Raw genomic sequence first — 24678 nt, 5'->3', positions numbered from 1 at the left:
GACCAGAAGCATTATATGTTTACTTATGATCACCACCATTATAACCCTCTCCGCTTTGCCGATCCTGGCGGACGGGAAAAAAGGAAAGCAGGAGCATTCGATGGTCTTTGTGAAAACCACAATGGGTAATTTTACAATAGAGCTTTTCGACGACAAGGCCCCGATCACAGTGGAGAACTTCCTGAACTATGTAGACAAGAAGTACTATAACGGCACAATATTCCACAGAGTCATCAGCACATTCATGATCCAGGGTGGCGGATTCACAAAGGAAATGAGCAAGAAAGATACAGCCCCTCCGATCAAGAACGAGGCCGCCAACGGAGTGAAGAACCTCAAATATACGATCGCCATGGCCAGGACAGACGTAGTCGACAGTGGAACGAGTCAGTTCTTTATCAATGTGAACGACAATCCCGCTCTCGACCACAAGGATAAGACCGACAGAGGCTTCGGCTACTGTGCATTCGGTATAGTGACCGAGGGAATGGACGTGATCGACAAGATCAAGCTCGTCAAGACTACGACGAAAGGCAGCTACGGAGATGTCCCGGTAAAACCGGTTATCATCAAATCGATTACGCGAATACTTCCGGAAGAGGAATAGATCCTGTCAGAAGCCTGGAATCGATGACCCGTTGATTTCAGTAGATCCATAAAATGAGACTGCCGGCCCGAACTCTTCGGGCCGGCTCTTTTTCAGGGGAATTATATTCCTCCCCCCCCTCCAAACATTTCCCTGTCAGTCAGCTGCATGAGGACCCGACACCCGCACTCCGAATTCGGAGCCACTTATCTTATATCACAACATCACGTTACAGGCGTGCCGGACAGGCAATAAATACCTGTTGAATGGAACAGAACTTGAAAGACACATGGATGAAAAGAAGGAGATTCAGTTCAGAAAGGTACCAGAGACAATGGGCCAGGATATAATTTCATTCACGATCCTAGCGGGAGCGGTTGTACGCAGAAGACGTTTTGCCCTTTCCATAATAACAGTCGGGGCGCTCCTGTCGCTGACGACCGCATTTATCCTGCCGAAATCCTGGACATCTGAAGCAGTGATCCTGCCTTCCGGCCAGACGAGCCGTATGGGCAAATTGAGCAGCGCGCTCAACCTGATGAACTTCAACATCGACATGGACGTCTCGCCGAACAGTTCTGTCTTCTTCCCGGTCATCCTGTCGAGCAAGACCCTGAGGGACAGGCTTCTGATCTCACAGATCGATACAGGGGATGGAATGACTACCGTCTTGAGTCTACTCGGCGTAGAGGATAAAGATGAAGGGCTCAGATCACTCGAAAGGATGACTGCTATCCTTTCTGACGAGAAGACTGGCATCATCAGGCTCAGAGTGACATCCAGAGACCCGGCCCTATCTTTCGCTATCGCAAAAAAATATGTGAACCTTCTCCGGGAATTCAATCGGGAGAGGCACCGATCGCGGACATCGGCAGACCTTGAGTTCATCGAAGACGAACTCGATTTCACCGCGGGTGAACTCCACGACAGCGAAAACCGCCTCACCGGATTTGAGAAGAAAAACAGGAATTTCACGACTTCGACTGACCCTGGCATCCTTCTCGAACACCAGCGGCTGATAAGCAACCTGGAAATGAAACAGGAGATCTACATCGACCTTCTTAAGCAGAAAGAACTCGCTGATATTGAAAAGAAGAAGGATACTGCTGTCCTGCACATTCTCGACGACCCGGAACTTCCCCTTATAAAAAGTGGCCCCCCGAGAAAACTGATAGCCCTGGCCGGAGGGATCCTATCGATATTCATCGGAATATCTGTCCCTGTAGTGACCGAGGTCTCCCCTGGCGCCTTCATCCGTTCATTCATTTCCGGCTGATATTCTCAGGACATCTTCTCTTCGACCAGACGGTCCCCGGATGAAAAAACTTCTGCCGGCAGCGCGAACAGCGCGATCAGCACCATCGGATACCTCGAAAGAAGCATCATGTGTGAAAATCCGTGATGTATCAGGAACGAGATGAACAACATAAGCAGGCATTGCCGCATGGCCCGGTCTCTGTTATTTCCTGGAACTCCTCCGTTGAAGACAATATTCCACCCGAGAGCTGCAAGAAAAACAAGATACAGGACCAACGGGACTATCCCCGTCTCCGAAAGGATCATGACAAAGGTGTTGTGGGGCCCGTTGGGCACTTCGTTGATCGACAGGCCCTGCCGCGGTATCGAGTAAGAGAGAGCGCTGTAAAGACCATGCCCGGTAAGTGGCTTCGCTGCAAACCTGCTCAGATGGTATGTCAGCAGATCGTATCTGTCGTTATCGTCTATGTCTCCATTCACCAGAGTCGAGATCTTCCGGTACGAGTACCGCACATCGCTGTCGGCGCCATCCCTGATGTACGCCACTACCCGTATCAGGCCGAAGACAAGGATCGTGCAGGCAAGGACCGCGACCAGCATCTTCCGGCTTCTCTGCCGGATGAGAAAGAACTGTGAAATAAAGATCAGCACATACAGCAGAAGTCCTTCCCTGGAGAAGGTCGTAAATACTCCAAAAAACAGGATCACCTGAAGAAGAACGGTAAGTGGTACTTTCCATCCCCGCTGGACGACCCGCAGGCTATAGATCGACGCTACCATCGATAGATTGACGATAAAGGCGGAAGTGTTCGCGTTCTTCAACAACCCAGCCGCCCTTCCTGAAGAATGCGAAAGTCCAAGCCCGGCCGGATCAATGAATTCGGCAATATTTATCGCAGTGGTGACTACTCCTATAAAAGCTATAAGGTATATGATCTTCTCCAGGCGCTCACGTGAATTGACCAGAAAGTAGATGACAAGAAAGAAGGTCGCCGCATAGGCCGTATCGGAGATCCAGAGAAACACTCCCTCGCCCGAAGCCTCTATGCCCCCTATGGCAAAACTGAATAAGATGAAAATGAACCAGGCCAGCAGGGGAAATGTCGGCCTGTTCGGTCTTGATCGCGCAAACAGAAATGACGAGGCAAGCGCCGACAGGGACAGCAGGAACATGATCTTGCCGAATGGAAGGGAAAATACCGAAGATATCCACGCGTCGAGTCGCATGAAGGCGAATACCACAAGAATAAACACCATGTATGATTGATTTTTTAATAGCAGTGAGAGGATCAGCGCTGCCGGCAGCAGAAACGAGATCCTCGGATCGAACCGATGAAGCATAGCGGCAGCTGCTACCGCCACAATGAACAAGAAGGCGCAAACTATCCTCTGCCGCCTTTTATCCGGTTCGAAAACATGGCAATACTGATCGTTCATCAATGATTCCAGTCACGCGGGAATTCGAGATCCCCTGAGTTCAACTCCATCATTTTCCAACAGTGTGTCCTACCAGGGGGACTCTTGCCAGATCGCTTCTGAGCTCACAGATCAGTTCCTCTACGATATCCCTGTCCCTGCCCATTCTCCACCGCCCGAACGACTCTCTGACGACAAGCAGGACCAGCGCCGCCATCGTCACCCCCATAGTCATTGAGATGATAAACATATGCGGCACGGGCCATGATGGTTTTCCCGGAACAACACCATAGTCGAGGACATTGAGTATCGGCGTGTCACGTTCTACTTCAAGCGATACCTTACGCATCTGTTTTCCCAGAACGAGACGAAGCGCCCGACCGATCTCTACCTCCCTCTGGAACCTGCGAAGCCGCATGAGGACCATCGGGTCTGATGCAATGGCGAAGTCTCTGTTATCCCCTATGAATCTCCCAAGTTCCTCTTCCGCTGATTGCAACTTCTCTGTGCATTCATCGAACTTCTCCCGGACAAAACCGTGAGTGTCCCTTGCCGACGAACGTCTCTCCTCACGGTTGAATCTCTCAAGTCTCTCCAGATACGCGTTTACGACAAGCGCGCTGAGCCGGGGATTGTCGGTGGTCACGCTGAGTACAAGGGCTCTGGACTTCCTGTCTATCCAAAAGCTGCTCACCCTTGAGGACAACTTGATCAACCCCGCCTTCTCGCTGCCAGCACCCAGATGGTCGAGTAGAGTCCGGGTCACCAGCTGGTCCCCTTCTCTGAAAGAATAACGCCGACGAAGGATATCGATACCGACCTTCCTGCTCTTGAGTATATCCGGATAAAGGGACATCTGGGGGCCGGCGTCCCCTGTCCCCATTACCATTCCAATATCGGCAAATCCACCCCCGGACATTCCCAGGTCCAGTCTTCCACCCGGCGATGGCAGGACAGATGCGGTCGATGTATACCTTCTTCCGGTGAATACAAGGATCACAGCAGACACAGCCAGGGCAAGAATTACCGTCGAAAGAAGAAAATATTTTCCACCACGCAGAGCGCTGAAGACGAGGTTCCCTTTCGGCTCGTCGACCATCTCCGACCTTCTTTCATGAACACGCACGAAACCTCTATTATAATAACGACTTACGCGAAGAATGGTCTCGCGCGGCAAAACCGTTCCTTCAATTTCCGGCAGGGTGGGACCTCCTGCGCGGTCAGCGATATCATTCAATGGAAATGTGCTGCAAGAAAAAAGCCATTGCGGGCGGTCAATGATCCGTCTGTCTCAGGATTCCTGGATCGGGTCAATCGAGAGGAATCCAGACTGAAAAGGTACTACCCTTTCCTACTTCACTTCTACAGAGTATCATCCCTCCGTGACCTGCTACGATGTTCTGGGCTACAGAGAGTCCGATGCCTGGCCGTCCCGAATCACCTTCGAGGGGACAGTGGATCTTCTGAAAAGGCATGGAGAGTGTTCCTATTTCCGATTCCGGAATACCGATGCCGTTGTCCTCTATCGAGATGACAGCGTACGACTGCTCAATACTTCTCTGAAAGGAAATCTCTTCCGAGATCGATTCGAGTTGCACGAATTCATCCTGGCTCCTCTCGGCTGACTCCCTTCGGGGGGTGTCACCCTCACAGAGATTCCAGTCCTGAAGCTGGATTCCATCTTCGAGCAAAGGCCCCGATTCGACGATCCTTGTATTGACGGCTATCTGTCCACCCCGACCGACCGCCTGGAGAGCATTGTCTACCATATTCCTTAACACTACCATGATCCTTGAAGGATCCAGAAAGACCCCTCGGCCAGCGAGTCCGTCTTTCATCCTTACCGTGACACTCTTTTCTTCAAGTTCAGGGATATACTCTCTCAAACAATCCTCAATGACAGATGAAAGATCGGTCCTCTCAAGATCCAGTGGTGTATCTTCTATACCTGCGTCTACAAGGGCGAGAAAACTGTTCAGGCTGGATTCCATCCTGACTACTGCATCCCTGGCCATATCCACCATGATCGCATTGCCCGGACCGTCACTTTCAATCGACCAGAGTGAACTCTTCAGGACGGAAAGAGAGGTCTTCAGATGCACGGAGTTTTCCCCCATATACTCACTCTTGACCTTTGCGAACTGTTCGCCGCTCTCCCGGTATCTTTCCGACTGATGAAATCTCAGGGCATTCTTTATAGTGATCGCTCCGACCCGCATGAACATCCGGAGACACTCCTTATCGAACTCATCGAAGCCTCTGCTTCCTGTCCTGGAACTGAAAAAGAGGACGCCCAGGTCTTCGCCATCGTTTTCGATGAAGCTCGCGAAGGAAAATCCTGCCTTCTCCAGATCTGTCAGGACTTCGATCTCGTCCACACCCGGCTTCTCACCAGAAGAATAATACCTGTCGATAAACACCAATCCATTTTCAGATCTCAACCAGCGGACAAACCCCGACATTGCATTGATCGAGTCCGGCAGTTTGACACTTCCAGTACCGAGGGAGTGAGTCAGTCCGAATATGGTCCTGTCAGGAGCAGCCAGGTAGATCGATACCGCTTCGAGTCCCAGTTGCCCCGAAAGGGTCATAAGCAAGAGCCGTGATATCAGGTCGATATCAAAAGTCGCGCCGAGCCGCTCATACAACCTGAACAGGGCCTCGAAGATATAGGCCTTCCGTTCGAGGCTTTTTTCCAGTTTCCGCACCCTTTCCTCACGCTGGTCAGGCCCGGTACTACTGGAAGTCTCGTCTGCAACTTTGATCTGTTCTCTCTCCTGTCCCATTGGGAGTTCTTCCTTTTTTCTCTCAGCAGGCTTTTTCCGTCTCAGCCGTACCGGAAAACACAAAATAGGTGTCGAGGTTCAGCAACCTGAAAACGGAGAGTATCTTCGCCGACACTCTGGCAAAAGAGACCTTTCCTCCACTTTCGCGGAAAGTCGAAACAATACCCAGAAGTACGCCGACTCCGGAACTCGACACAAATGGGACCTTTTCGAAATCCAGCTCGATCGAGATTTCTCCCTTCTCGAGATGTTCGAACATCGTGCTCTCCAGCATCAGGGACGCTACGCTGTCCAGGCTGCCGTCGAGAAACAACTTCCGGGTTCCTTCTCCGGAAGGATCGCCTACGCTGATTCTGAACCTTTCCATTTTCTTCCCTCCATCTTCCACTGTATTGTCCTTTCCGCACTCTGCCTTGTACAGCAGCGTTCGGTTTATCCCGCTTTTACGTTCCCACGTGAGCGTATCTGTGATCTTTTTCGTCGTGGACAGCCCGAGCCCTCTGAAAATTCCCGCTCCGAACAACCGACTCAGGCATGATCCATCCATATCGGTGGGGTCGAATTCCACCCCCCTGTCCGTTATAAAGACCGAAAGGTCTTCCTCTTTTTTTTCAATCACGAGGTTTATCCATTTCTCACAGCTCGTTTTGTCAGCGCTCTCGACTATTCTCTTTAGAAGCTCATAGACGCTGAATCGGACTTCAAACGACACGAAACTTGAGAATCCCAGGATACTGGCTATCAGGTAGACAAAGACCGACGCCTTTCCAGCGTTTCCTGCGTCAGGGGACACAAACAGCGAATATGATGACGGTGATTTCGAATCGCCCAGACACAGAATGCCCGCATCGCGGCTGATAAGGTAGTACCCCGACTCGTCCAGGAGATCATCCTTAGACATCTCGCCCGAATCAATATATAGATCGTTTATTCTTATGAATTCGTCTGCAGCGGAATCTTTCGAACCACTTTTCCTGTCAGTGTCAAGACACTCGATGATGTTTATTCCACAGTCACTGGCAACCATCGCGAGGCTGGCAAGCCTGCCCGCAAGAGACCGGCCATCTTCTCCGGCAAGTCCTACGATCAGTCTGCGTTCCTCAGTATCGAAAGAGTAAAGAAACATGATCTGCAACTCCGTAAGCTTTTTATCCACAGGCGGATGTTTTTCCGACAATTTCCATCGTTGCCGCCTGTCCTATTGCCTTTTTCTATCTGCTTGTCCTCTAACGGATTCCCTCGGTGTCCACCTTCAGGGCGCCGGAACATGTCGCATAACCCCAGTGTTTACCACAAGTTGCGACTCACGCTCATTTCGGCTGAAATCGTCTGTCAGGCTGATATGTGCAAGAACTATTCTCAAAAGAGGGGCATTGTCATGTAATACTGCGGGAGCAGACCATATTCAACGGGCAGGTGACGCAGTCAGGGGTCTTTCGACAAAAGCGTTTGGCGAGCTCTACTATAAGGGCGTGATATTCCTGATAGATCCCTGCGTCAGGTGGGATCCCGGTCTCGAACCTGGCCTTGATCTCATCGTACGAATCACGCCGCCCGATCAGGCCGATCCTTGAAAATATCCGTCTCGTATATGCATCGACCACAAAACAAAGTTCATCATAAGCATATAGCATTATCGAATCGGCAGTCTCCGGACCGATACCGTTAATCTCGAGAAGTGATTCTCTCGTCGGCCTGCTGACCGTGAGAAGATAGCGAGCGAGCCTCTGAAGCCTGGCAGCTTTCTGATTAAAATAACCTGACGACCTGATCATCGCTGCAAGCTTCTCCACTTCTATACCGATTATCCGTTCCGGGGCTAGAGCAGAGTTCGCCGTCAGGTTCACGATCGCCTTTTCCGCGTTCTTCCACGCTGTGTTCTGGGTGAGGACAGCGCCCACAGCGACTTCGAACCGCTGCTGTTCATTCACCGGCCCTCCCGAGTACCTGGGAGATCTGCCTTTTTCAGGAGTCACCGGCCACCAGCCTCCGGGCCCGAATCCTGAGAGCAACATTTCGTATATCTCGAAAAACGAGCCGCCTGAAGCCTTGCCTGGAATGTCATCACGCATCATCTCTCCTTTTCTTCCACAGGGACATTCTAGGGCTTCCACGATGAAACGCTCAAGGGTAAAAAGATTGACTGTCATAGCCTGTGAGCTTAAGTTAGGAAAGTCGGTCTTCCACCTTCATCGCCCCGGGGGGCGTTTTTCGAGGAGATGTAAATGAATCAGGATAACAGCGTTGTCATGGATGAAAAGAAACGGCCACTTGCCCTCCGCCTGCTGGACAGGATCGAAAAAACGGGCAACCGCCTCCCTCATCCGGCCACTCTCTTCGCAATCTTTGCGCTCCTCATCGCGATACTTTCAGACATCATATACAGGGCCGGGATCACCGCTGTTCACCCGGGAACAGGAAAACTGATCGAGGCTGTCAGCATGCTGAACCCGGCAGGGTTGAGATTCATGTACTCCAATATGACAAATAATTTCGTGCACTTCCCTCCTCTCGGGATAGTCCTCGTAGCAATGATAGGAATCGGTGTGGCTGAAGGATCGGGATTGATCTCCGCGCTCCTGAGACACATGGTCACAGCGGCTCCCAAACGCCTTGTAACGGCAGCCGTCATATCAGCCGGCATTCTATCCCATCTCGCTTCCAGCGCAGGCTATGTCATTCTGATCCCTCTCGGTGCCATGATATTCGCGGCATTCAAACGACATCCGATCGCCGGCATCGCAGCTGCTTTCTGCGGAGTCTCCGGAGGGTTCGGCGCGAATTTCCTCATTGGTTCGATCGACCCGATCCTCGCGGGACTCACCGAATCTGCGGCCGGGCTTGTAGCCCCCGGAATGCAGATCAACCCCGCCGTGAATTTCTATTTCATGGTCGCATCGGCGTTCATGCTCGTCATCCTCGGCACCTGGGTTACCGAGAAATTTGTCGAACCGCGTCTCGGCGAATACAAGGGCACCCACGAAGAATTCGAAAAAGTATCGACTAATGAGAAAAAAGGGCTGGCCTGGGCCGGAGCGATGGCATTGTTAGTGCTGGCTATAGTGGCGATCCTCGTTATCCCCGAAAACGGCATTCTCCGCGACCCGGAAACGGGCGCTGTTCTCCGATCCCCCTTCATGTCGGGACTCATCACGGCTATCATGATCTTCTTCCTTGTCCCCGGAATAGTCTTCGGGATAGCGACCGGCTCCATAAGAAGCGACAAGGACATCGTAAAGCACATGACCTCTTCGATGAAGGGCCTCTCAGGATATATAGTCCTCGTTTTCTTCGCCGGACAGTTCGTCTACTACTTCAAGGAGAGCAACATCGGAGTCCTGCTCGCCATCAAGGGCGCCGAAGTCCTGCAGAGCGTGGGATTGACGGGGGTGTGGCTGCTGATCTTCTTCGTCATCCTTTCCGCTGTCATAAATCTTTTCATGGGCAGCGCATCGGCAAAATGGGCGATCATGGCTCCCGTATTCGTTCCCATGTTCATGCTTCTCGGGTACCACCCCGGCATTACGCAGGCGGCTTTCAGGATCGGCGACTCGATAACAAACATCATTACGCCGATGATGAGCTATTTCGCTCTTATTGTCGCGTTCGCCCAGAAATATGATGAAAAATTCGGGATCGGCACGATCACGGCCACAATGCTTCCCTATTCGATCGTCTTCGGTTTTTTCTGGATAGTGCTGCTCGCCGTGTGGATGCTTTTGGGACTTCCTACAGGACCCGGGGCCCCGATACATCTGCCCTGAGCTTCGATACGGTTCGAATGGCACCCAGGTAACCCGTAACCCTGCTGTCGCCTTCCGGGCGATCGGATTTCACCTGTCCATCATTTTTTCAATCCTCCGGCTATTCCCCTAAAGTCGTGCGGCTGCCTGACGATAAGACTTGGGAGAACGGTATAACTTGCGAGGGAGGGACTATGAAAATACTTATTGTCGATGACAGCAAAGCGATGCGAATGATCGTCAAGAGAACACTCAGGCAGGCCGGATATGGCGAAGCTACCGTCGAGGAAGCAGCGAATGGCGTGGAAGGCGTTGCGGCAGCAAAATCATTCAACCCGGACATCATCCTTTCCGACTGGAACATGCCCGAGATGAACGGACTGACATTTCTCGAGACGATCAGGGCGGAAGGCATAGATACACCATTCGGATTCATTACCACAGAGGGAACGCCTGAGATGATGGAAACGGCCAAATCGTCCGGTGCGCAGTTCCTGATAACCAAACCGTTCACGGTCGAGACCTTTCAGGAAAAACTGGGGGTGGTTGTCTGATGGACGATGCCGTGATCACAAAAAATGAAAAATGGCTACATGCCATGTCTGCCTCCCTCGAAGAGCTGGCGACCGGAATGCTCGGATTCGATGGAAGCAGCATCACTGGAATGGAAGACGGACTTCCGGACAAGATCAATGGAGCTCACGTCGCCATGATCAGCCTGCACGAATCGCTCAACGTGGGACTTTTCGCGGATAACAAAGACTGCGTGTCGCTCGCAAAGGCGATGCTCTGCATGGAAGAGGACGATGAGATATCAGAAGAGGATGTCAGGGACTCCATGGGAGAGATCGTGAATATCATAGCAGGAGGGGTCAAGAGAAGAATGATCGAGGATATCCCGACGATCAAGATCGGACTTCCCGTCTTCTTCGCCGGCTACATGACTCCCGGCAAGAATGTGGATTCCTCAGTTATTGACGTAATGATCGGACCGATAGAAGCCAGGCTTTTCCTGATCATAGACACGAGTACCTAGGGATCATCCCGGCGAAAAACAGACAAAGCAGGAAAATGGCTGAAAAGACGATCCATACTTATTCACGCATCGATGACGGTATCGTTGCGGGAATCAGACTACTGCCGATGGAAGATCTTGAAAAGATCCGCCAGGAGGGGCATGCGGGCCTCAATAACAGGATATTCATAGGTACAGCCGGCAATTTTCCCCCGGGATCTCCAGTGCAGATCGATATAAGCATCCCTGAAAAAGGGGTTTTCAGGCTGAACGGTGTAGCGGAATGGACGGGGGGACAGGATTCCCCCGGAAGCGAGACGGGAATCGGACTGAGACTTCTCGAAATGGTCGATATCGGAAAAGGGGATGCCGGCAGTACATCGACTGATACATTCACAGGGACCGGAGCTGAGACGCCGGGACAGGAAGGATCCGAAAAATCAGAGATGTCTGATGATCCTGGAGCTACACCGAAAACGGCGAGTCCCGGATCAGTCGATCCCTCCAAGACCGTACTGCCCGATTCGGCCGCTATCTCAGACCTGCTGGGAAGCCTTCTCGACATGAATGTGAAACTGGACAGCAGTACTCCGGTGAAAATCGATCAAGACATTCCAACGGCGATCTGCACCTTCATCCTTGACGATGGCAGGATCAAGGCGATCTGGATCTGTGATCTGTCGATGGTCATAAATATCGGAGCCGGCCTCGCCGTGATCCCGCCCGAAGTGGCCATGACAAATATCAATTCGAATGAGCTCCCTGATAATATCCGGGAAAATTTCCAGGAAGTCCTCAACGTCTCCGCCAGCCTGTTCAACCGATCCGACGGGCCGCACCTGTCTCTCGGCACACTTGTTATCACCCCTGACCCGATCTCGGAAGATATCCAGGAAGCGCTCTCCGCTGTGAGCGGAAGAAGAGACCTTCGAGCCATTATCCCGGATTATGGCGAAGGGCTCATGAGTCTGATAGAGACAGCCGCTGTATAACAGCCCGGCAGAAAATCATTCCTGTCAAATTGAAAATACGTATACAATAGGAATAGTTCTATCTAGACTGTCCGCTATCAGAGATTGATCTATCTCGAAGGGAATGCAGTTGAGAATAGCTTTCATAGGAGACGGGTCGCTTGGCCACATCCGGCGCTGGGCCGGTTACTTTCACGACAGGAAACACGAAGTACTCCTCCTGTCGTTCGAGGATATCGAAGGCTGTCCATTTCCGGCAGTCCTTATCCCCAGGCACCTGCCCACGAAGCTGGCCGGGTATCTCGCTTCACTGCCGATTATCAGAAGACACATCGACAGATTCCGACCCGATATAGTCAACTCGCTCTATGTCACCGGTTACGGATTGATAGGAAGCCTTGTGAACCGGCGGCCTCTTGTCGTATCGGCGCTTGGATCGGATATGCTCGTGGACTTTCCGTCAAGCAGGATCCACCGTGTACAGATCAGGAGAGCATTGGGAGCGGCAGACCTGGTAACAACGGACGCGGACAACCTTACCGAGGCGGTCATAGCCGCGGGAGCGGCCAGGGAAGATACTATCAAGATAATCTTCGGAATCGACCAGTCGGTCTTCTACCCGTCCGAGACGCGAATACCCTCCCGGGACGGAGGACTGCATGTGATCAGCACAAGGAATCTTTATGACATTTACAACCTTGACCTTCTTGTCGATGCCGCAAAAGTGGTCTTGTCTACTACTGACGCCAGTTTCACGATCTGTGGCGACGGGCCGGAAAAAGAAAGGCTGTTCCGGAAAGTGGCCGATCTCGGGATCGACGATCGTTTCGACTTTGCCGGCAGGCTGGCCCCTGAAGAAATAGCCGAAAGACTTCGGGCTTCAGACATCTATGTATCCACCAGCCGTTCCGATTCGACATCTGTCTCCCTGCTCGAAGCGATGGCATGCGGCAATATCCCGGTTGTGACCGACATACCGGCAAACCGGGAATGGATCGAACCGGAGACCAACGGATTTCTCGTGCCTGTCGACTCGCCTGAAGAGCTGGCCAGGACAATTCTTGAGGCATCGGACGACCGGGAAAAAACGGTGGAGATAAGGAACAGGAATTCCGATATAATATTGGAGAGGGGGATCTGGATCGAAAACATGCGAAAGCTCGAAGGAGCTTTCGAAGATCTTCTGAAAACCAGGTGAACGGAAATGGTTGTCCACAACTCCTTGCAGTTCAAGACACTATGTAAGTGGATACTGATCTCCTGTATCATCGGCCCGGTCACAGCCATCACAGTAAAAGGATTTCTTTACGTCCTGCCCGTCGTATCGACTGTCGTAGAAAAGGCATTCTCATTCTCGCCGTATCTCCTGCCGATCGCGGGAGGACTGGTATGTGGACTCTTCATTCTGAAGTCAGCGCCAGGCGCTGGAGGCGAAGGCATCCCTTCGTACCTGATCGCGGTCAACAGAGATCGCGGTATGATGAGTCTCAGAGACACGATCCTCAAAATTCCCGCCACGATCATCACACTCGGTTTTTTCGGCAGCGGAGGGATCGTAGGCCCTCTGTCGAGGATCGGGGCCGGCATCGGATGTCATCTTACCAGATGGTTCTTCAGGCTCCTTTGCATGGATGAAACGGGGCTTTTGAGAACAGCCACGATATGTGGAGCAAGCGGTATCGTAAGCTCGATCTTCCACTCTCCGCTCGTTGGCGCTGTCTTCGCCGTCGAGATCCTCAGCAGTGACACGCTGAAATACTCTGACCTGTTCCCCTCCATACTGACCGGATGCATGGCATATATGACCTCAGCCTTCCTGCTCGGTGAAGGGGCGATTTTCCAGATTACGACCCCACCGGCTCCTGAGGGAGGGATGATCCACTTCCTGCTACCGGTAATGGCTGTCATTGGGGGCACCATGGGAATACTTCTCATCATCATCTATGAGAAGTCTGTCGACATCTTCGGGAAGATCCCCCTGGGCCAGCCTGTGAAGGCCGGCCTTGCCGGAGCCATACTGACAATGCTCTGGCTCGGGGGCCTGCGGTGGATACTGGGAACTTCATCCTCCCTTTTCTCTAGCCTGGCATCAGCCGATCACATGACTTTGGAGGCATCCTTTCCGGGCGGGGTCAATCTGCCTCTGCTATTATTCATCATCATCTTCATGAAGATTCTCAGCACATCGGTAACTGTCGGCAGCGGTATGAGCGGAGGATTCACCGGGCCGATGCTGATCATCGGACTGGCTGGCGGCGCACTTGTCTCCTCCCTGGCGGGTATCGATCCAGGAAGCCCGGCATATTATCTCCTGGCCGCCTGCTCGGTTTCGGCGACACTTTGTGCCACTCTCAATATCCCGCTGGCAGCGATCCTGATAAGTTCCAGCCTGTTCGGAATCGATTATCTGCTTCCAGCCTGCATCGGCTCGATCATCTCGTTCATCATCTTCAAGAACCGGACGATCTATGAATATTCCATCACCCTGCAATCGGCGAATATCGACCACAAACACACAGCATCACAGGCATGATGTCCATGGATCCGTACACCGACTCCGGGAACTACAGGGAACAGACATCAATTGTCCTCCATCATTGGAAGTCATAAAAGCACTGTTATGTGGTAGTCAGGAATCTCCCCCACAATGCTGATATCGACCCTGTTTTATTGGGGGTTATCACGCTGACACGGGGAGGTGCTCTTCCGCCTCACGAGAGCTGCCAGCTTGAACCGGCCCGCCAGACGATCACGGCAGCCCGCGTAACAACCATATCCACAACAAGTTGCAATCGCGTGTTTTCTTTTGCTCAGCCGGCCTCACGCGTAATTCAACCAGAATCGGGCGGTGGAATATATCTTGTATTACACTGGATGAAATATGGAATACTCTGTCGAAAGGCAACAATTGGGATCGACAAGCTTGATAATCAGCCTGCTCAAGGTCCTCGCTGTTCTTGCCATTATTTATAATATATTCAGGAACCGGGAAAGAACCGCCATCACGATCGTATCCGCTTCGATGATCATCATCTGGGCATGCATAGTCCACACATTCTACTCCGGGTATGGGGGACTGGCGATGGTCCTCCTGGGAATCATCGTCGGAGCTCTCTGTTCGGCCCGGCATTACAGGTCAGGCAGGATCAAGCTCGAGGATTTTATCACCTCGATAGCGATCGGTGGCCTTACTGGCCCTGTGGGCGCTTTTCTATTGTTCATGATAGTCTTTCTTCTCAACGCCGTTGAGCACGTCATGCACGCCGGAACGACAAGGATACTGGAACGTCACGCGGCATCACTTGCTGATTCTTCCATGATCTATCACATGGAAGAGTACAAATCGCCGCTGACGAAAATCGGCGCAGGGATAGCCGCGAGATCTGGTAGATCCGCCTCGAGCCAGACCGAGAAGTCCGGAACTTTCATCGATTTTGATTTCGGGAATCTGACTTTCCCCTGGAGCGCCAAGGTCGCTCTTGCCACATTGACCGTTATGTTCATTGGAACCCTGGTATAAATGGAGCCACGTCATGTCTGTTCATAACCGGACTCGCGCTACATCGCTGGGAGAAACTCTCCTGACTCTGAACAAACATTTTCACAGGACATTGAGCTACCTGAACGGCGGCGGCATTCCCAATGATTGTGTGCTCTGGATAAGCCCCTGTCACAGCATATATACAGTCGGATTGAAAACGGCTGTCGATATCGCTTTCCTCGACAGGAACGGGAAAGTCGTAAAACTCTTCAGACGATTTCCTCCAGGCTGTTTCGCCGATTCCACCGCGACTGCTGTAAGCGCCATAGAGCTGCCTGTCGACACACTGGAAAAGACCGGCACCAGCGTCGGTGACCTGATAGAATTCGATATGAGTTGAAATCCGGTCTACCAGTAGCCTATCGAAGTAAACCCCACCCAATGCCTCAGAGTGGCGATGTTAGTGGCTCCCAGCCCTCCGGCGTCTATGTCGTGGATTCCAGGTTCCAGGCTCGTACCGTAATCGAGCATTATCCCGGATGGTGGTCGTCGCCCCTCCAGCTCACATAAGCGTGAAAGTATCTCCAGCCCGAACGGTATCGAATAGACTCCACACCAGGGGATCTTGTATGGCCATTCAAATTCATAGCTATCTACACGATCCCTGAATCCCTTTATCTTTTCGCCGTCTAATTGGCCCATCAATACCGTGCTGATGATATCCATGTCTTCAGCAACCGCCTTCTCATACCCTTCCCTGCCCGTGCCGTATGGGGAATAGTTCCTGCCACCCCATCCCTCGTCTCCATAGTGAACACAATCGGCAGAGATAATGACTGTATAATCGAATCCCGGTCTCAAGCCGCGCCTGTCCAGTTCCCTGTGCAGGACTCCCGCGAAAGCTTCCGCCGTAGCCTGAAATTTTTCTCCTGCCAGCCTTGTTACCAGCACCGGAAGGATCTCGATCTTTCCCGGGTCGTCGATGTCATTTCCGTCAACATTATCCCATGGATATTGAAGAAACGGGATCAATCCTTCGAGCGAATGCTCCCCGGCGTGTAACGAATCGTTTATCATCACCATCTCTGGTGGAAGAGCCGCTATGATATCTTCCCTTATCCCCGACACCGGAACATCCCCATAAGGTCCTTTCCACGCTGAAAATGTCTCAAACACAAGCCTGCCTTGAATACCGATACGCCTGGCCCGATGAGAGACTCCTATCAGGATGGCCAGGGGCGCTTTGACGTTTTTCATCAGTTTTACGTAGGCGGCCCCGGCAAAGACATAGTCGTCATGAGGGCATATTCCACCGATCATGGGAGAGTCGGGAAAACCTGCTCCCGGTCCACTCAGGTTATCGGGATTCTCGATCGAAGCCGATACGACAGCCTCCACCTGCGATGGATCAAGCGCGTAACCTATGGAATCGACAGGAATCCTGATATGGTCGCCACCCTCTCCACCAGCCACACCTGATGCCGACGCTACGATCACAGGCACGATGGCTGAAACAACAATCGAACGAAGCCGTGCTTTCACCTCTTAACCTCCCTTTTATCCATACATCGAGCATAGCATAACGAAACGAATAATCCGAGCCGGGTCTTCCGGATCGAACAAAACCTGCTGACATTTTCAGGGTGACCCCATATATTCATCCAGCATCTGAGATACCGGTCCCTGGAGGATGACGTTGACTATCGAGAAGAGAAAAAAAAGAATGCTGGCTGCCGTCGCGCTTCATCACGCGTGCAACGATGGTTCGGTCGTCACACTCCCGGCCATCTTTCCCGTCCTCTTTACAGAACAGTTACTGATAAAAGAATATACCGACATCGGCACCATCATGATGTTCGGGCTCGTCGTCGCGATCATCGCCCAGGCCCTTATCGGACATTTCGCGAAAACGAGACATACGAGATACTATCTCGCGCTCGACGCTTTACTGGTCGGGGGATCCCTTCTTCTCCTCACACTTTCCAGGAATTACCTGATGATGGTCCTGTTCTACGCTGGAATACGGCTCGGTACAAGTATCTATCACCCGGTAGGCATTTCCTGGGTATCACACTCGTTCAGGGGAAATTCACTCGACAGGGCCATGGGTATCCAGAGCGCCTTCGGAAACATCGGTGTCCTGCTCGCCTTCACGTCGACCGGATTCCTGGTCGATGCTTACGGCTGGAAAGTGCCACTGTACACATGGGGGACGATCAATCTCCTGGCGGTGATTTTCGGGCTCTTTATGTCTGCAGGCACGATCAGCAGCGAAGAGATCATCAAGGAGAAAGAATCCGAAAAGAAATCGGCATCATGGCCACAAGCCTTCCGCGATATCGGTGTATTCATCCCGATGATACTACTCGGCGGACTCGCCTGGGGTATCATGCTGAACTACTCTCCCAGCCTTCTCAACCACAGGCTCGGAATGTCGATGTCGAAGACAGGCATGATCCTCGGGGGCTGGATGTGTGCTGGCACGGTCTCGGCACTGATGTACGGAAAGATAGCCTCTGCCCTGACAAGAAAATGGACCCTGATCACTGCATATATAATGATGACGGCGGGATCGCTTGTCCTCGGGCTCGCCCATAATGTCCCTCTTATCGTAACCGCCTTTGTCCTGTTTGGACTCGCCCTGTTCGCCACCTATCCCTCGATGCTGTCTATCATCTCAGTAGCCATGGACCCGAAAAACCGTACGACCGGGTTCGCCCTGACGGCGAATATCTATATAATCGGCAACTCGATATTCGCTTATCTTTCCGGCCATATATCCGATTCGTTCGGGATCCAGGCTCCTTTTATCCTTCTTGGAGGACTGACACTTCTGGTAATATCCTACACATTGATAATCATCCGTAAGGGCAGGCTACAGGAAAGGTGAAGTTCTCAGCATCACCACTCCGACAGAAAGGCAACGCCGAATGGAATATCTGGAAGCGGGAAAAGACCTGGCAGAGATCATGAGCCGTCTCTGCGCTTCAGACCTGACCACATCGACAGGAGGAAACGCCAGCCTCCGTGTTGATAAGGACAGCTTTCTGATCACGCCTTCCGGAAAGGACAAGAATACTCTGACCGGATCGGATATGACTCTTATCTCCGGCGGAAAAGCGACGGGTCCTGCTGGCTCCGCCCCGAGTATGGAGACGGGGATGCACTCAGGGATCTACGAAAAATGTTCCGGTGTCACCGCCATCATCCACGCGCATCCTCTTTTTGCCTCGGCCTATTCCGCGACTGGCCGGGAGATCAGGCTTGATCTCACCGGTGAATCACGGGCTCTGCTTGGCCAGCCCGCCATCGTTCCCTACGCTCTCATGGGAAGTGACACTCTGGCGACTTCGGTCGCAATAGCGGCGATAGACTCCAGGACCCTGATACTGGCAAATCACGGAGCGGTGACGACAGGAAGTTCTCTTCAAAAGGCGTTCAGCAGAATGGAACTGCTCGAGATGACGGCCAGACTCTCATTCATTACCGAGATCCTCGGTGATACTCATCCTCTTTCCAGGGAACAACTCGAACAGATCGACCGGCTGTTTCGGTAGGAGAGGAAGCCATCAGTCTCGTCGCGAGATTCCGCAGCGTGGCTTGCCACGCGAGGACTGTCTGAGCAGGAGACTGATGGCTTCCTCCCCATTCCCAATTAAAAGTTGAAAGGCAAATCGCTATGCCCTGCTCGGCTGTAAGTGTGGCGAAATTCAATCTATCTTACAGGCTCTGGTGGTGCTGCAGGAGCATGCAGAACGATTGCTCGAAGGAGTTGATGATGGGGATCTTCCTGTGATCGGCTCCCAGCGCGGCGCATATATTCCTGAAAAGTTTCGGAAAGATCCTCGTATGGGTCAGGTGCTCTCCCCTCCATGCTTTCACTATGTCATAGCCGGCTTCGCGGGCTGTCTTCTTCCAGTACCCGGGCCTCTTCACGTTTATATGAGTCGTGTTATTATCTGGTATGCCGAACCAGGGGATCGAACGCATCATGTAGGGCAGCTGCCTGTTCGGAGTAGTAACGATGATAAATCCACCAGGACACAGATAATCCTTCGCCCTGGTGAAAAAAATGTCTGGTTGCGCCAGATGTTCGACTACATCGAAAGAGGTGATCAGGTCGAATGATTTTTCCGGAACAGGCCATCGTTCATCATTGATATCACCCGAAATGATCTCCGCGGAAGTATACTTCTTCGCTATCTCGATCGAACCGGGGAAGGGGTCCATCCCGAAGATATTCTTCAGTCCGAATTCGTTTTCGAGGAGATTCAGAAAAAACCCGTACCCTACACCGACATCCAAAACCCTGATCGAGTCGAAGCTGTCGCCGAAGCGTTCCCTGACGAGCTCGACCCGGGGAAGATACTTCTCCCTCTGGAAGCGTTTTCCATCCGGCGACCACAGGCTGTCCGTAGTATGGATATACGTCAGATTGTCGCTGTCCCTGTCCATAAAATATTTTCTTTCCTGGCTCTCATCGACCACATCAACCCGGCTCGTCTTACCCTAGGCTTTCTTCGAATACTGGTACATGAACACGGACAACAATGTGAGCATCCCGATCGCGACCAGCTCGCTTGCGGTATCGGGATAGCTGATCATGACTATCGAGTCCCACCCGAGAGCCGCGATGACCGCGGCGACGACACCAGCGATCGAACCGCCGGCTATGAATCCGCTCGCCACCAGGATCCCTTTTTCCTTACGTCCCTTTACAACCTTCTTGTCCCTGCTGCTTCTGCCGACCATCCACGCGATGAAACCACCGAGCAGTACCGCGGTATTGAGCTGTATCGGAAGATACATTCCGAGGGCAAACGCGAGAGCCGGCACACCGGCCATCGCCAGAATTACCGATATGATCACTCCGAACGAGAAAAGTATCCACTGTACTCCAGCCTCGGGCCCCATCAACCCGAATATGATCTCTTTCATCGCCGAGGCCTGGGGAGCGGGCATCTCGAGTGAACCCAGAGTATAGGTATTGGCGAGAAGCATCATTGCCAGCCCGCAGAAGGCCGCCGAAACGATGATACCGAGAAATTTGTAAAGCTGCTGATTCCGGGGAGTCGCGCCGAGCCAGTAACCGATCTTCAGGTCTGTCGCGAAAGCTCCGGCCACAGCCAGAGCGGTACAGACCACACCCCCTATGATCAGGGCCACGAACATGCCCGGCTTGCCTGACAGCCCCATTTTGGTAAGGATGACACTGGTTATGATCAATGTCGCAAGTGTCATCCCAGATACGGGATTGGTCCCGATAAGACCGATCGCGCGGGCCGCCACCATCGTAAAGAGAAAAGATATGCCCAGCGCGAGAAGAACACCGACTGTGCTTACAAGCGAGTCAGCCAGACCACCCCTGAAGAAGAGCCAGAGGCATATCCCTATTGCCGCAATACCTATGAATACGTCGCGCAGGTTCATGTCCCTCTCGGTCCTTACGTCGTCATGTCCCTCCGCTCTCGAAGCAGCGATCCCCTGGATCCCGAGCTTGAACGATTTGCCGATCGACGGAATACTCTTGATTATTCCCATGACCCCGGCTCCGGCTATACCGCCGATGCCCATCAACCGGACATAGTTCACAAAGATATCGTCTGTCGACATCTGCATGATCGGGACGTCCCCGGGAGGAATGATCCCGGTCAGATGAGATCCTAAATATGAGACCAGAGGGATAAATACCAGATAAGAAAGGAAACTGCCTGCCGCAATTATTGATGCGTACTTAACACCGACTATATATCCCAACCCGACGATCGCGGAAAGCCCGTCGATCCGTATCGCCATGGAGAAACGTTCCTCCATCCATCTTCCGATACCGATAGCATGAAAGGAAATGATCTCCTTCCAGAACCCGAAGGTCAATATGAACAGATCGTAGAAGAAGGCTATCACCGCGCTGAAAATAAGTGTCCGGGCCTGTTGTCCCGCGCTCTCTCCCGCGACAAGTATCTCTGTCGTAGCCATTGCTTCCGGGAAAGGAAGTTTTCCATGTTCTTTTACGATCAGATAATCACGAAGCGGGATCAGAAAGAGTACTCCGAGGCAGCCACCGAAGAAAGCTGTGAAGAATATATGCCAGAAAGATACTTCTATATCCAGCATGTAGAGAGCAGGTATAGTGAATACCGCTCCGGCCACGACGGCGCTTGAGGCCGCCCCGATCGACTGGATGATCACATTCTCGAGAATAGTGCTTTTTCGCGCGAAGAGATTAGCCAGACCTATCGCGAGGATCGCTATCGGAATGGCCGCTTCCATCCCCTGTCCCGTTTTCAACGCCAGATACGCCGAAGCGAGAGAGAATATCATCGCCATGACCAGTCCGACACCTACCGACCTGAGAGTCACTTCCAGCGTCGGGCTCCCGGCGGGTATTATTGGATGGTAGCTCTCCCCCTCCTGGAGCTGTCTGTAAGCTTCAGGTGGAAGTTTTGTCGTGGTCTTCGTCATCAGGCATCCTTTCCCGAAGGATCAAACATAACGATGCGATGCCTCACGCACCGCAAACGGTCCCGCCCAGTCTACCACCAGCTGCCCGGGCTTCCAACCTAAAAGGGATGAGCCGGGGGATGCGTACTGTTTTCATGCCTTGACCTTGCCTGGATCTTTCGGCTAATAATCGTAGTAGACGTGCCATGCGTTCCCACAACGAAAGGAGCCACCGAAAATGAGAAATCAGATCTTTATCCGATCATTGAGCGCGCTGGGGATCCTGCTCTTGTTCCCGGCACTTTTCACTCTGGCCTCAGAGGCCGGTATCGGGGAACCTGTCTCCCCGGCAGATATGCTCAGCGTCAGGAATTGCCGGAACGCCGTTATCAATCCCGACGGCGAATGGATCGCCTACCTTGTCTCCGTCCCGAGGACCGTGGACGAAAAGGCGGGTGGCGCATGGTCAGAGCTCTATCTCGCTTCGGCAAAGACCGGGGAGATCCGCCCCTTTATCATGGGCAAAGTCAATATTTCCTCTCCACGATTCAGTCCGGACGGATCGCTCCTGGCATTCCTCACGACGCGTGGCGAAAAAGCAAAGAAACAGGTCTGGATGATCCCTGTCGGTGGTGGTGAGGCCGTACAGGTGACAAGTTCCGAGACTTCCGTCGGCTCCTTCAGATGGCATCCTTCCGGGGACCGGATCGCCTACACAGCGATAGAAGCAAAGACCGACAGGATAGATAAACTCACCGACAAAGGATATGGATTCATCTATTTCGAGGAAGACCTGCGAAACCATGATATTCACATGATCGGAGTCGACAGCAACGGTGGTACTGGTGAAACGACCGGATTGACGGAGGATGTCAATGTGGTCAAATTCGAGTTCGCTCCCTCGGGTGACCGCATGGCTGTATCCATAACTCCCTCAAACCTGATTGATCATGTCTACATGTTTCAAAATATATACATCCTGGACCTGGACTCGGAAGAGCTCACCCTCTTGAGCAAAAACGAAGGGAAGCTGGGAAATTTCGCGATAAGCCCCAACGGGGAAAAGCTTGCTTTTACGGCCTCGCTTGATAGAAAAGACCACGCTGTCAGCCAGGCTTTTGTCATCGATATCGAGAGTGGTACGACATTGAATCTCACAGAGCCGGGATTCAGGGGACATGTAAGTCGTATAGGATGGAAAAACGACAAGACTGTCGTGTACACGGCGTCAGAAGGTGTCTGGAACACGCTGAACACCATTGACGCAAAAGGGGGAAAGCGAAAGATCATCCTGGACGGATCCAGGACCGGCATCGTCTTCAATTTCCCCTCTGTTACGGGTGATTTCAAACACTTCGCGTTCATCGGCAACGCCGTCGATATTCCAGGAGACGTCTTCTACTGGAAATACGGAAAAGGCGGGATGAAAAGACTGACAGAAGAAAACCCATGGATCACTGGAAGAAAACTCGGCCGCCAGGAAGTGATCAATTACAAGGCTCGCGATGGCCTTGAGATCGAAGGCATCCTGGTCTATCCGGTCGATTACATGGAAGGTCAGAAATACCCGCTTATCGTAGGGGTGCATGGCGGCCCCGAGGCACATTACCGCAACACATGGATCGGAAGCTATTTCAATCCAGCCCAGGTCCTGGCAGGCAGAGGCTACCTGGTCTTCTTCCCCAATTACAGGGCAAGTACCGGATATGGGACAGAATTCGCCCTGGAGGGATACATGGATGCTGCCGGAAAAGAATTCGACGATCTGGCCGACGGCATCGAGCATCTTGTCTCAAAGGGAATCGCTGACCCGGACAGGGTCGGAATGGGCGGTGGCTCATACGGTGGATACGCGTCAGCATGGTTCGCGTCGTACTACACCCGGTATGTCAGGGCCGTATGCATGTTTGTCGGCATAAGCGATCTTATAAGTAAACGAGGCACAACGGACATCCCATACGAAGAACTCTATGTACATTCAGGAAAGAAACTCGATGCCGACAGGGATCAGTGGATGTTCGCCCTGGAAAGAAGCCCGATCTACTACGCGAATAAAAGCCGCACGGCGGTTCTGATCGTTGGAGGCGCTGCGGACACCCGGGTACACCCATCACAGAGTATGGAATTCTATCGCAGACTAAAGATGAACGACCACCCGGCGGTCAGGTTGGTACAATACCCCGGGGAAGGTCATGGCAACAGAAAACAGCCTGGCAGGATCGATGTCCTGTACAGGCACCTTCAGTGGTACGACTGGTATGTGAAGGACAAGAATCCACTCGACGGGCCGATGCCGCCCCTTATGATCGATGAGTCATACGGGCTGGAGCTTGAATAGGCATCGAATCAAGAAAGGAAAGTGACTGATCATGGAAAAGAAGGGAAAGAGTATTTCGAGAAGATCCTTTCTCGGCCGTTCAGCTGCAGGGATCCTGGGTACGGGACTGGGGCTTGTGGCCTCTGGTGCCGTGGCGGGACAGGATAAAACTGCCGGCGACGCCCAAAAGCCGAAGATCAAAGGGTACCGCACTCTTGGACGCACTGGATACAAGGTGTCCGACATATCTTTTGGAAATGCAGGGATGCAGGATTGCTCCCTGCTGGAATATGCCATGGACAGGGGTATCAATTACGTCGACACAGCACGTCAATATTATGACATGGAAAAAGTGATCGGCCAGATCTTCCCACAGAAACGTGACAAGCTGTTTTTGACGACCAAACTCGAACCGGAATTATTTACACCCACGACTACCGAGGAACAGATCCAGACCGCTATCGAGGAAAGCCTCAAGAGATTGAACACCGATCATGTCGACTGCTGTCTTATCCACTCTGTCGGAGATCCAGGCCTCGGCGGACTGGAGAGAATACAAAACCCCGCTATCGTCAAGGCATTTACGAAGGCCAGAAAAGCCGGCAAGATCAGGTTCTGGGGCGCCAGCTCGCATGGCCCAAAGATGGTCGAGGACTTCCAGTGGC

Annotated in this window: 22 protein-coding genes; 14 read left to right on the top strand and 8 right to left on the bottom strand. The window is 52.4% G+C overall.

Annotated features, from left to right (window positions below; genetic code table 11):
* Positions 1–100 precede the first annotated feature (100 nt).
* Both KOO63_07680 and KOO63_07675 read left to right on the top strand, forming a co-directional pair.
* Positions 101–607, top strand: a complete 507-nt coding sequence (locus tag KOO63_07680; protein MBU8921686.1) for a peptidyl-prolyl cis-trans isomerase — start codon at positions 101–103, stop codon at positions 605–607.
* A gap of 268 nt (positions 608–875) precedes the next feature.
* The gene (locus tag KOO63_07675; protein ID MBU8921685.1) at positions 876–1862 is read left to right on the top strand and encodes a hypothetical protein; all 987 of its coding nucleotides are present in this window, start codon (positions 876–878) and stop codon (positions 1860–1862) included.
* A gap of 5 nt (positions 1863–1867) precedes the next feature.
* Here the strand turns inward: KOO63_07675 and KOO63_07670 are convergent, their stop codons facing one another.
* The 5 genes from KOO63_07670 to KOO63_07650 form a co-directional block, all read right to left on the bottom strand.
* Positions 1868–3280 (bottom strand): O-antigen ligase family protein, encoded by a 1413-nt coding sequence (locus tag KOO63_07670; GenBank protein MBU8921684.1) that lies wholly within the window; start codon positions 3278–3280, stop codon positions 1868–1870.
* Between the two features lie 49 nt (positions 3281–3329).
* Positions 3330–4385 carry a hypothetical protein gene (locus tag KOO63_07665; protein ID MBU8921683.1) on the bottom strand — a complete coding sequence of 352 codons (1056 nt, stop codon included), beginning with the start codon at positions 4383–4385 and terminating at the stop codon, positions 3330–3332.
* Between the two features lie 184 nt (positions 4386–4569).
* A complete protein-coding gene (locus KOO63_07660; protein MBU8921682.1) occupies positions 4570–6045 on the bottom strand; it encodes a hypothetical protein in 1476 nt (491 codons plus the stop codon).
* 22 nt (positions 6046–6067) lie between these two features.
* Positions 6068–7201, bottom strand: coding sequence for an STAS domain-containing protein (locus tag KOO63_07655; GenBank protein ID MBU8921681.1), 1134 nt, complete (start codon positions 7199–7201; stop codon positions 6068–6070).
* Positions 7202–7421: 220 nt separating this feature from the next.
* Positions 7422–8120, bottom strand: a complete 699-nt coding sequence (locus KOO63_07650; protein MBU8921680.1) for an endonuclease III domain-containing protein — start codon at positions 8118–8120, stop codon at positions 7422–7424.
* A gap of 150 nt (positions 8121–8270) precedes the next feature.
* On the opposite strand from KOO63_07650, the gene KOO63_07645 reads away from it, so the two are divergent.
* The 8 genes from KOO63_07645 to KOO63_07610 all read left to right on the top strand — a co-directional run bounded on the left by KOO63_07645 (position 8271) and on the right by KOO63_07610 (position 15655).
* Positions 8271–9809: an AbgT family transporter gene (locus KOO63_07645; GenBank protein ID MBU8921679.1), complete on the top strand. Its 1539-nt coding sequence runs from the start codon at positions 8271–8273 to the stop codon at positions 9807–9809.
* A 173-nt stretch (positions 9810–9982) separates the two neighbouring features.
* Complete coding sequence (locus tag KOO63_07640; protein ID MBU8921678.1) at positions 9983–10342, top strand: response regulator; 360 nt, start codon at positions 9983–9985, stop codon at positions 10340–10342.
* A complete protein-coding gene (locus KOO63_07635) occupies positions 10342–10824 on the top strand; it encodes a chemotaxis protein CheX (protein ID MBU8921677.1) in 483 nt (160 codons plus the stop codon). The genes KOO63_07640 and KOO63_07635 overlap by 1 nt, the downstream gene beginning before the upstream one ends.
* 35 nt (positions 10825–10859) lie before the next feature.
* Complete coding sequence (locus KOO63_07630) at positions 10860–11795, top strand: hypothetical protein (protein ID MBU8921676.1); 936 nt, start codon at positions 10860–10862, stop codon at positions 11793–11795.
* Between the two features lie 109 nt (positions 11796–11904).
* Positions 11905–12972, top strand: coding sequence for a glycosyltransferase (locus KOO63_07625; protein ID MBU8921675.1), 1068 nt, complete (start codon positions 11905–11907; stop codon positions 12970–12972).
* A 6-nt stretch (positions 12973–12978) separates the two neighbouring features.
* The gene (locus KOO63_07620; GenBank protein MBU8921674.1) at positions 12979–14307 is read left to right on the top strand and encodes a chloride channel protein; all 1329 of its coding nucleotides are present in this window, start codon (positions 12979–12981) and stop codon (positions 14305–14307) included.
* Between the two features lie 348 nt (positions 14308–14655).
* A complete protein-coding gene (locus KOO63_07615; GenBank protein ID MBU8921673.1) occupies positions 14656–15294 on the top strand; it encodes a hypothetical protein in 639 nt (212 codons plus the stop codon).
* A 13-nt stretch (positions 15295–15307) separates the two neighbouring features.
* Positions 15308–15655 (top strand): DUF192 domain-containing protein, encoded by a 348-nt coding sequence (locus KOO63_07610; GenBank protein ID MBU8921672.1) that lies wholly within the window; start codon positions 15308–15310, stop codon positions 15653–15655.
* 8 nt (positions 15656–15663) lie between these two features.
* On the opposite strand, the gene amrB is transcribed toward KOO63_07610, so the two are convergent.
* Complete coding sequence (amrB, locus tag KOO63_07605; protein MBU8921671.1) at positions 15664–16797, bottom strand: AmmeMemoRadiSam system protein B; 1134 nt, start codon at positions 16795–16797, stop codon at positions 15664–15666.
* 154 nt (positions 16798–16951) lie between these two features.
* Here amrB and KOO63_07600 point away from each other — a divergent pair, with 154 nt between their 5' ends.
* Entirely contained in the window at positions 16952–18145 is a 1194-nt protein-coding gene (locus tag KOO63_07600) for an MFS transporter (protein ID MBU8921670.1), read from the top strand.
* A 40-nt stretch (positions 18146–18185) separates the two neighbouring features.
* Positions 18186–18812 (top strand): class II aldolase/adducin family protein, encoded by a 627-nt coding sequence (locus KOO63_07595; protein ID MBU8921669.1) that lies wholly within the window; start codon positions 18186–18188, stop codon positions 18810–18812.
* Between the two features lie 163 nt (positions 18813–18975).
* On the opposite strand, the gene KOO63_07590 is transcribed toward KOO63_07595, so the two are convergent.
* The gene (locus KOO63_07590; GenBank protein ID MBU8921668.1) at positions 18976–19743 is read right to left on the bottom strand and encodes a class I SAM-dependent methyltransferase; all 768 of its coding nucleotides are present in this window, start codon (positions 19741–19743) and stop codon (positions 18976–18978) included.
* Between the two features lie 21 nt (positions 19744–19764).
* Complete coding sequence (locus KOO63_07585; GenBank protein MBU8921667.1) at positions 19765–21717, bottom strand: oligopeptide transporter, OPT family; 1953 nt, start codon at positions 21715–21717, stop codon at positions 19765–19767.
* Positions 21718–21934: 217 nt separating this feature from the next.
* Here KOO63_07585 and KOO63_07580 point away from each other — a divergent pair, with 217 nt between their 5' ends.
* Together KOO63_07580 and KOO63_07575 are read left to right on the top strand one after the other, a co-directional pair.
* A complete protein-coding gene (locus KOO63_07580; protein ID MBU8921666.1) occupies positions 21935–24034 on the top strand; it encodes a S9 family peptidase in 2100 nt (699 codons plus the stop codon).
* Between the two features lie 31 nt (positions 24035–24065).
* The coding region (locus KOO63_07575; GenBank protein MBU8921665.1) for an aldo/keto reductase at positions 24066–24678 on the top strand (613 nt) is incomplete at its 3' end.

The organism is Candidatus Latescibacterota bacterium, from assembly GCA_019038625.1.
GTDB lineage: Bacteria > Krumholzibacteriota > Krumholzibacteriia > Krumholzibacteriales > Krumholzibacteriaceae > JAGLYV01.
This window is presented reverse-complemented; position numbering and strand designations above follow the sequence as displayed.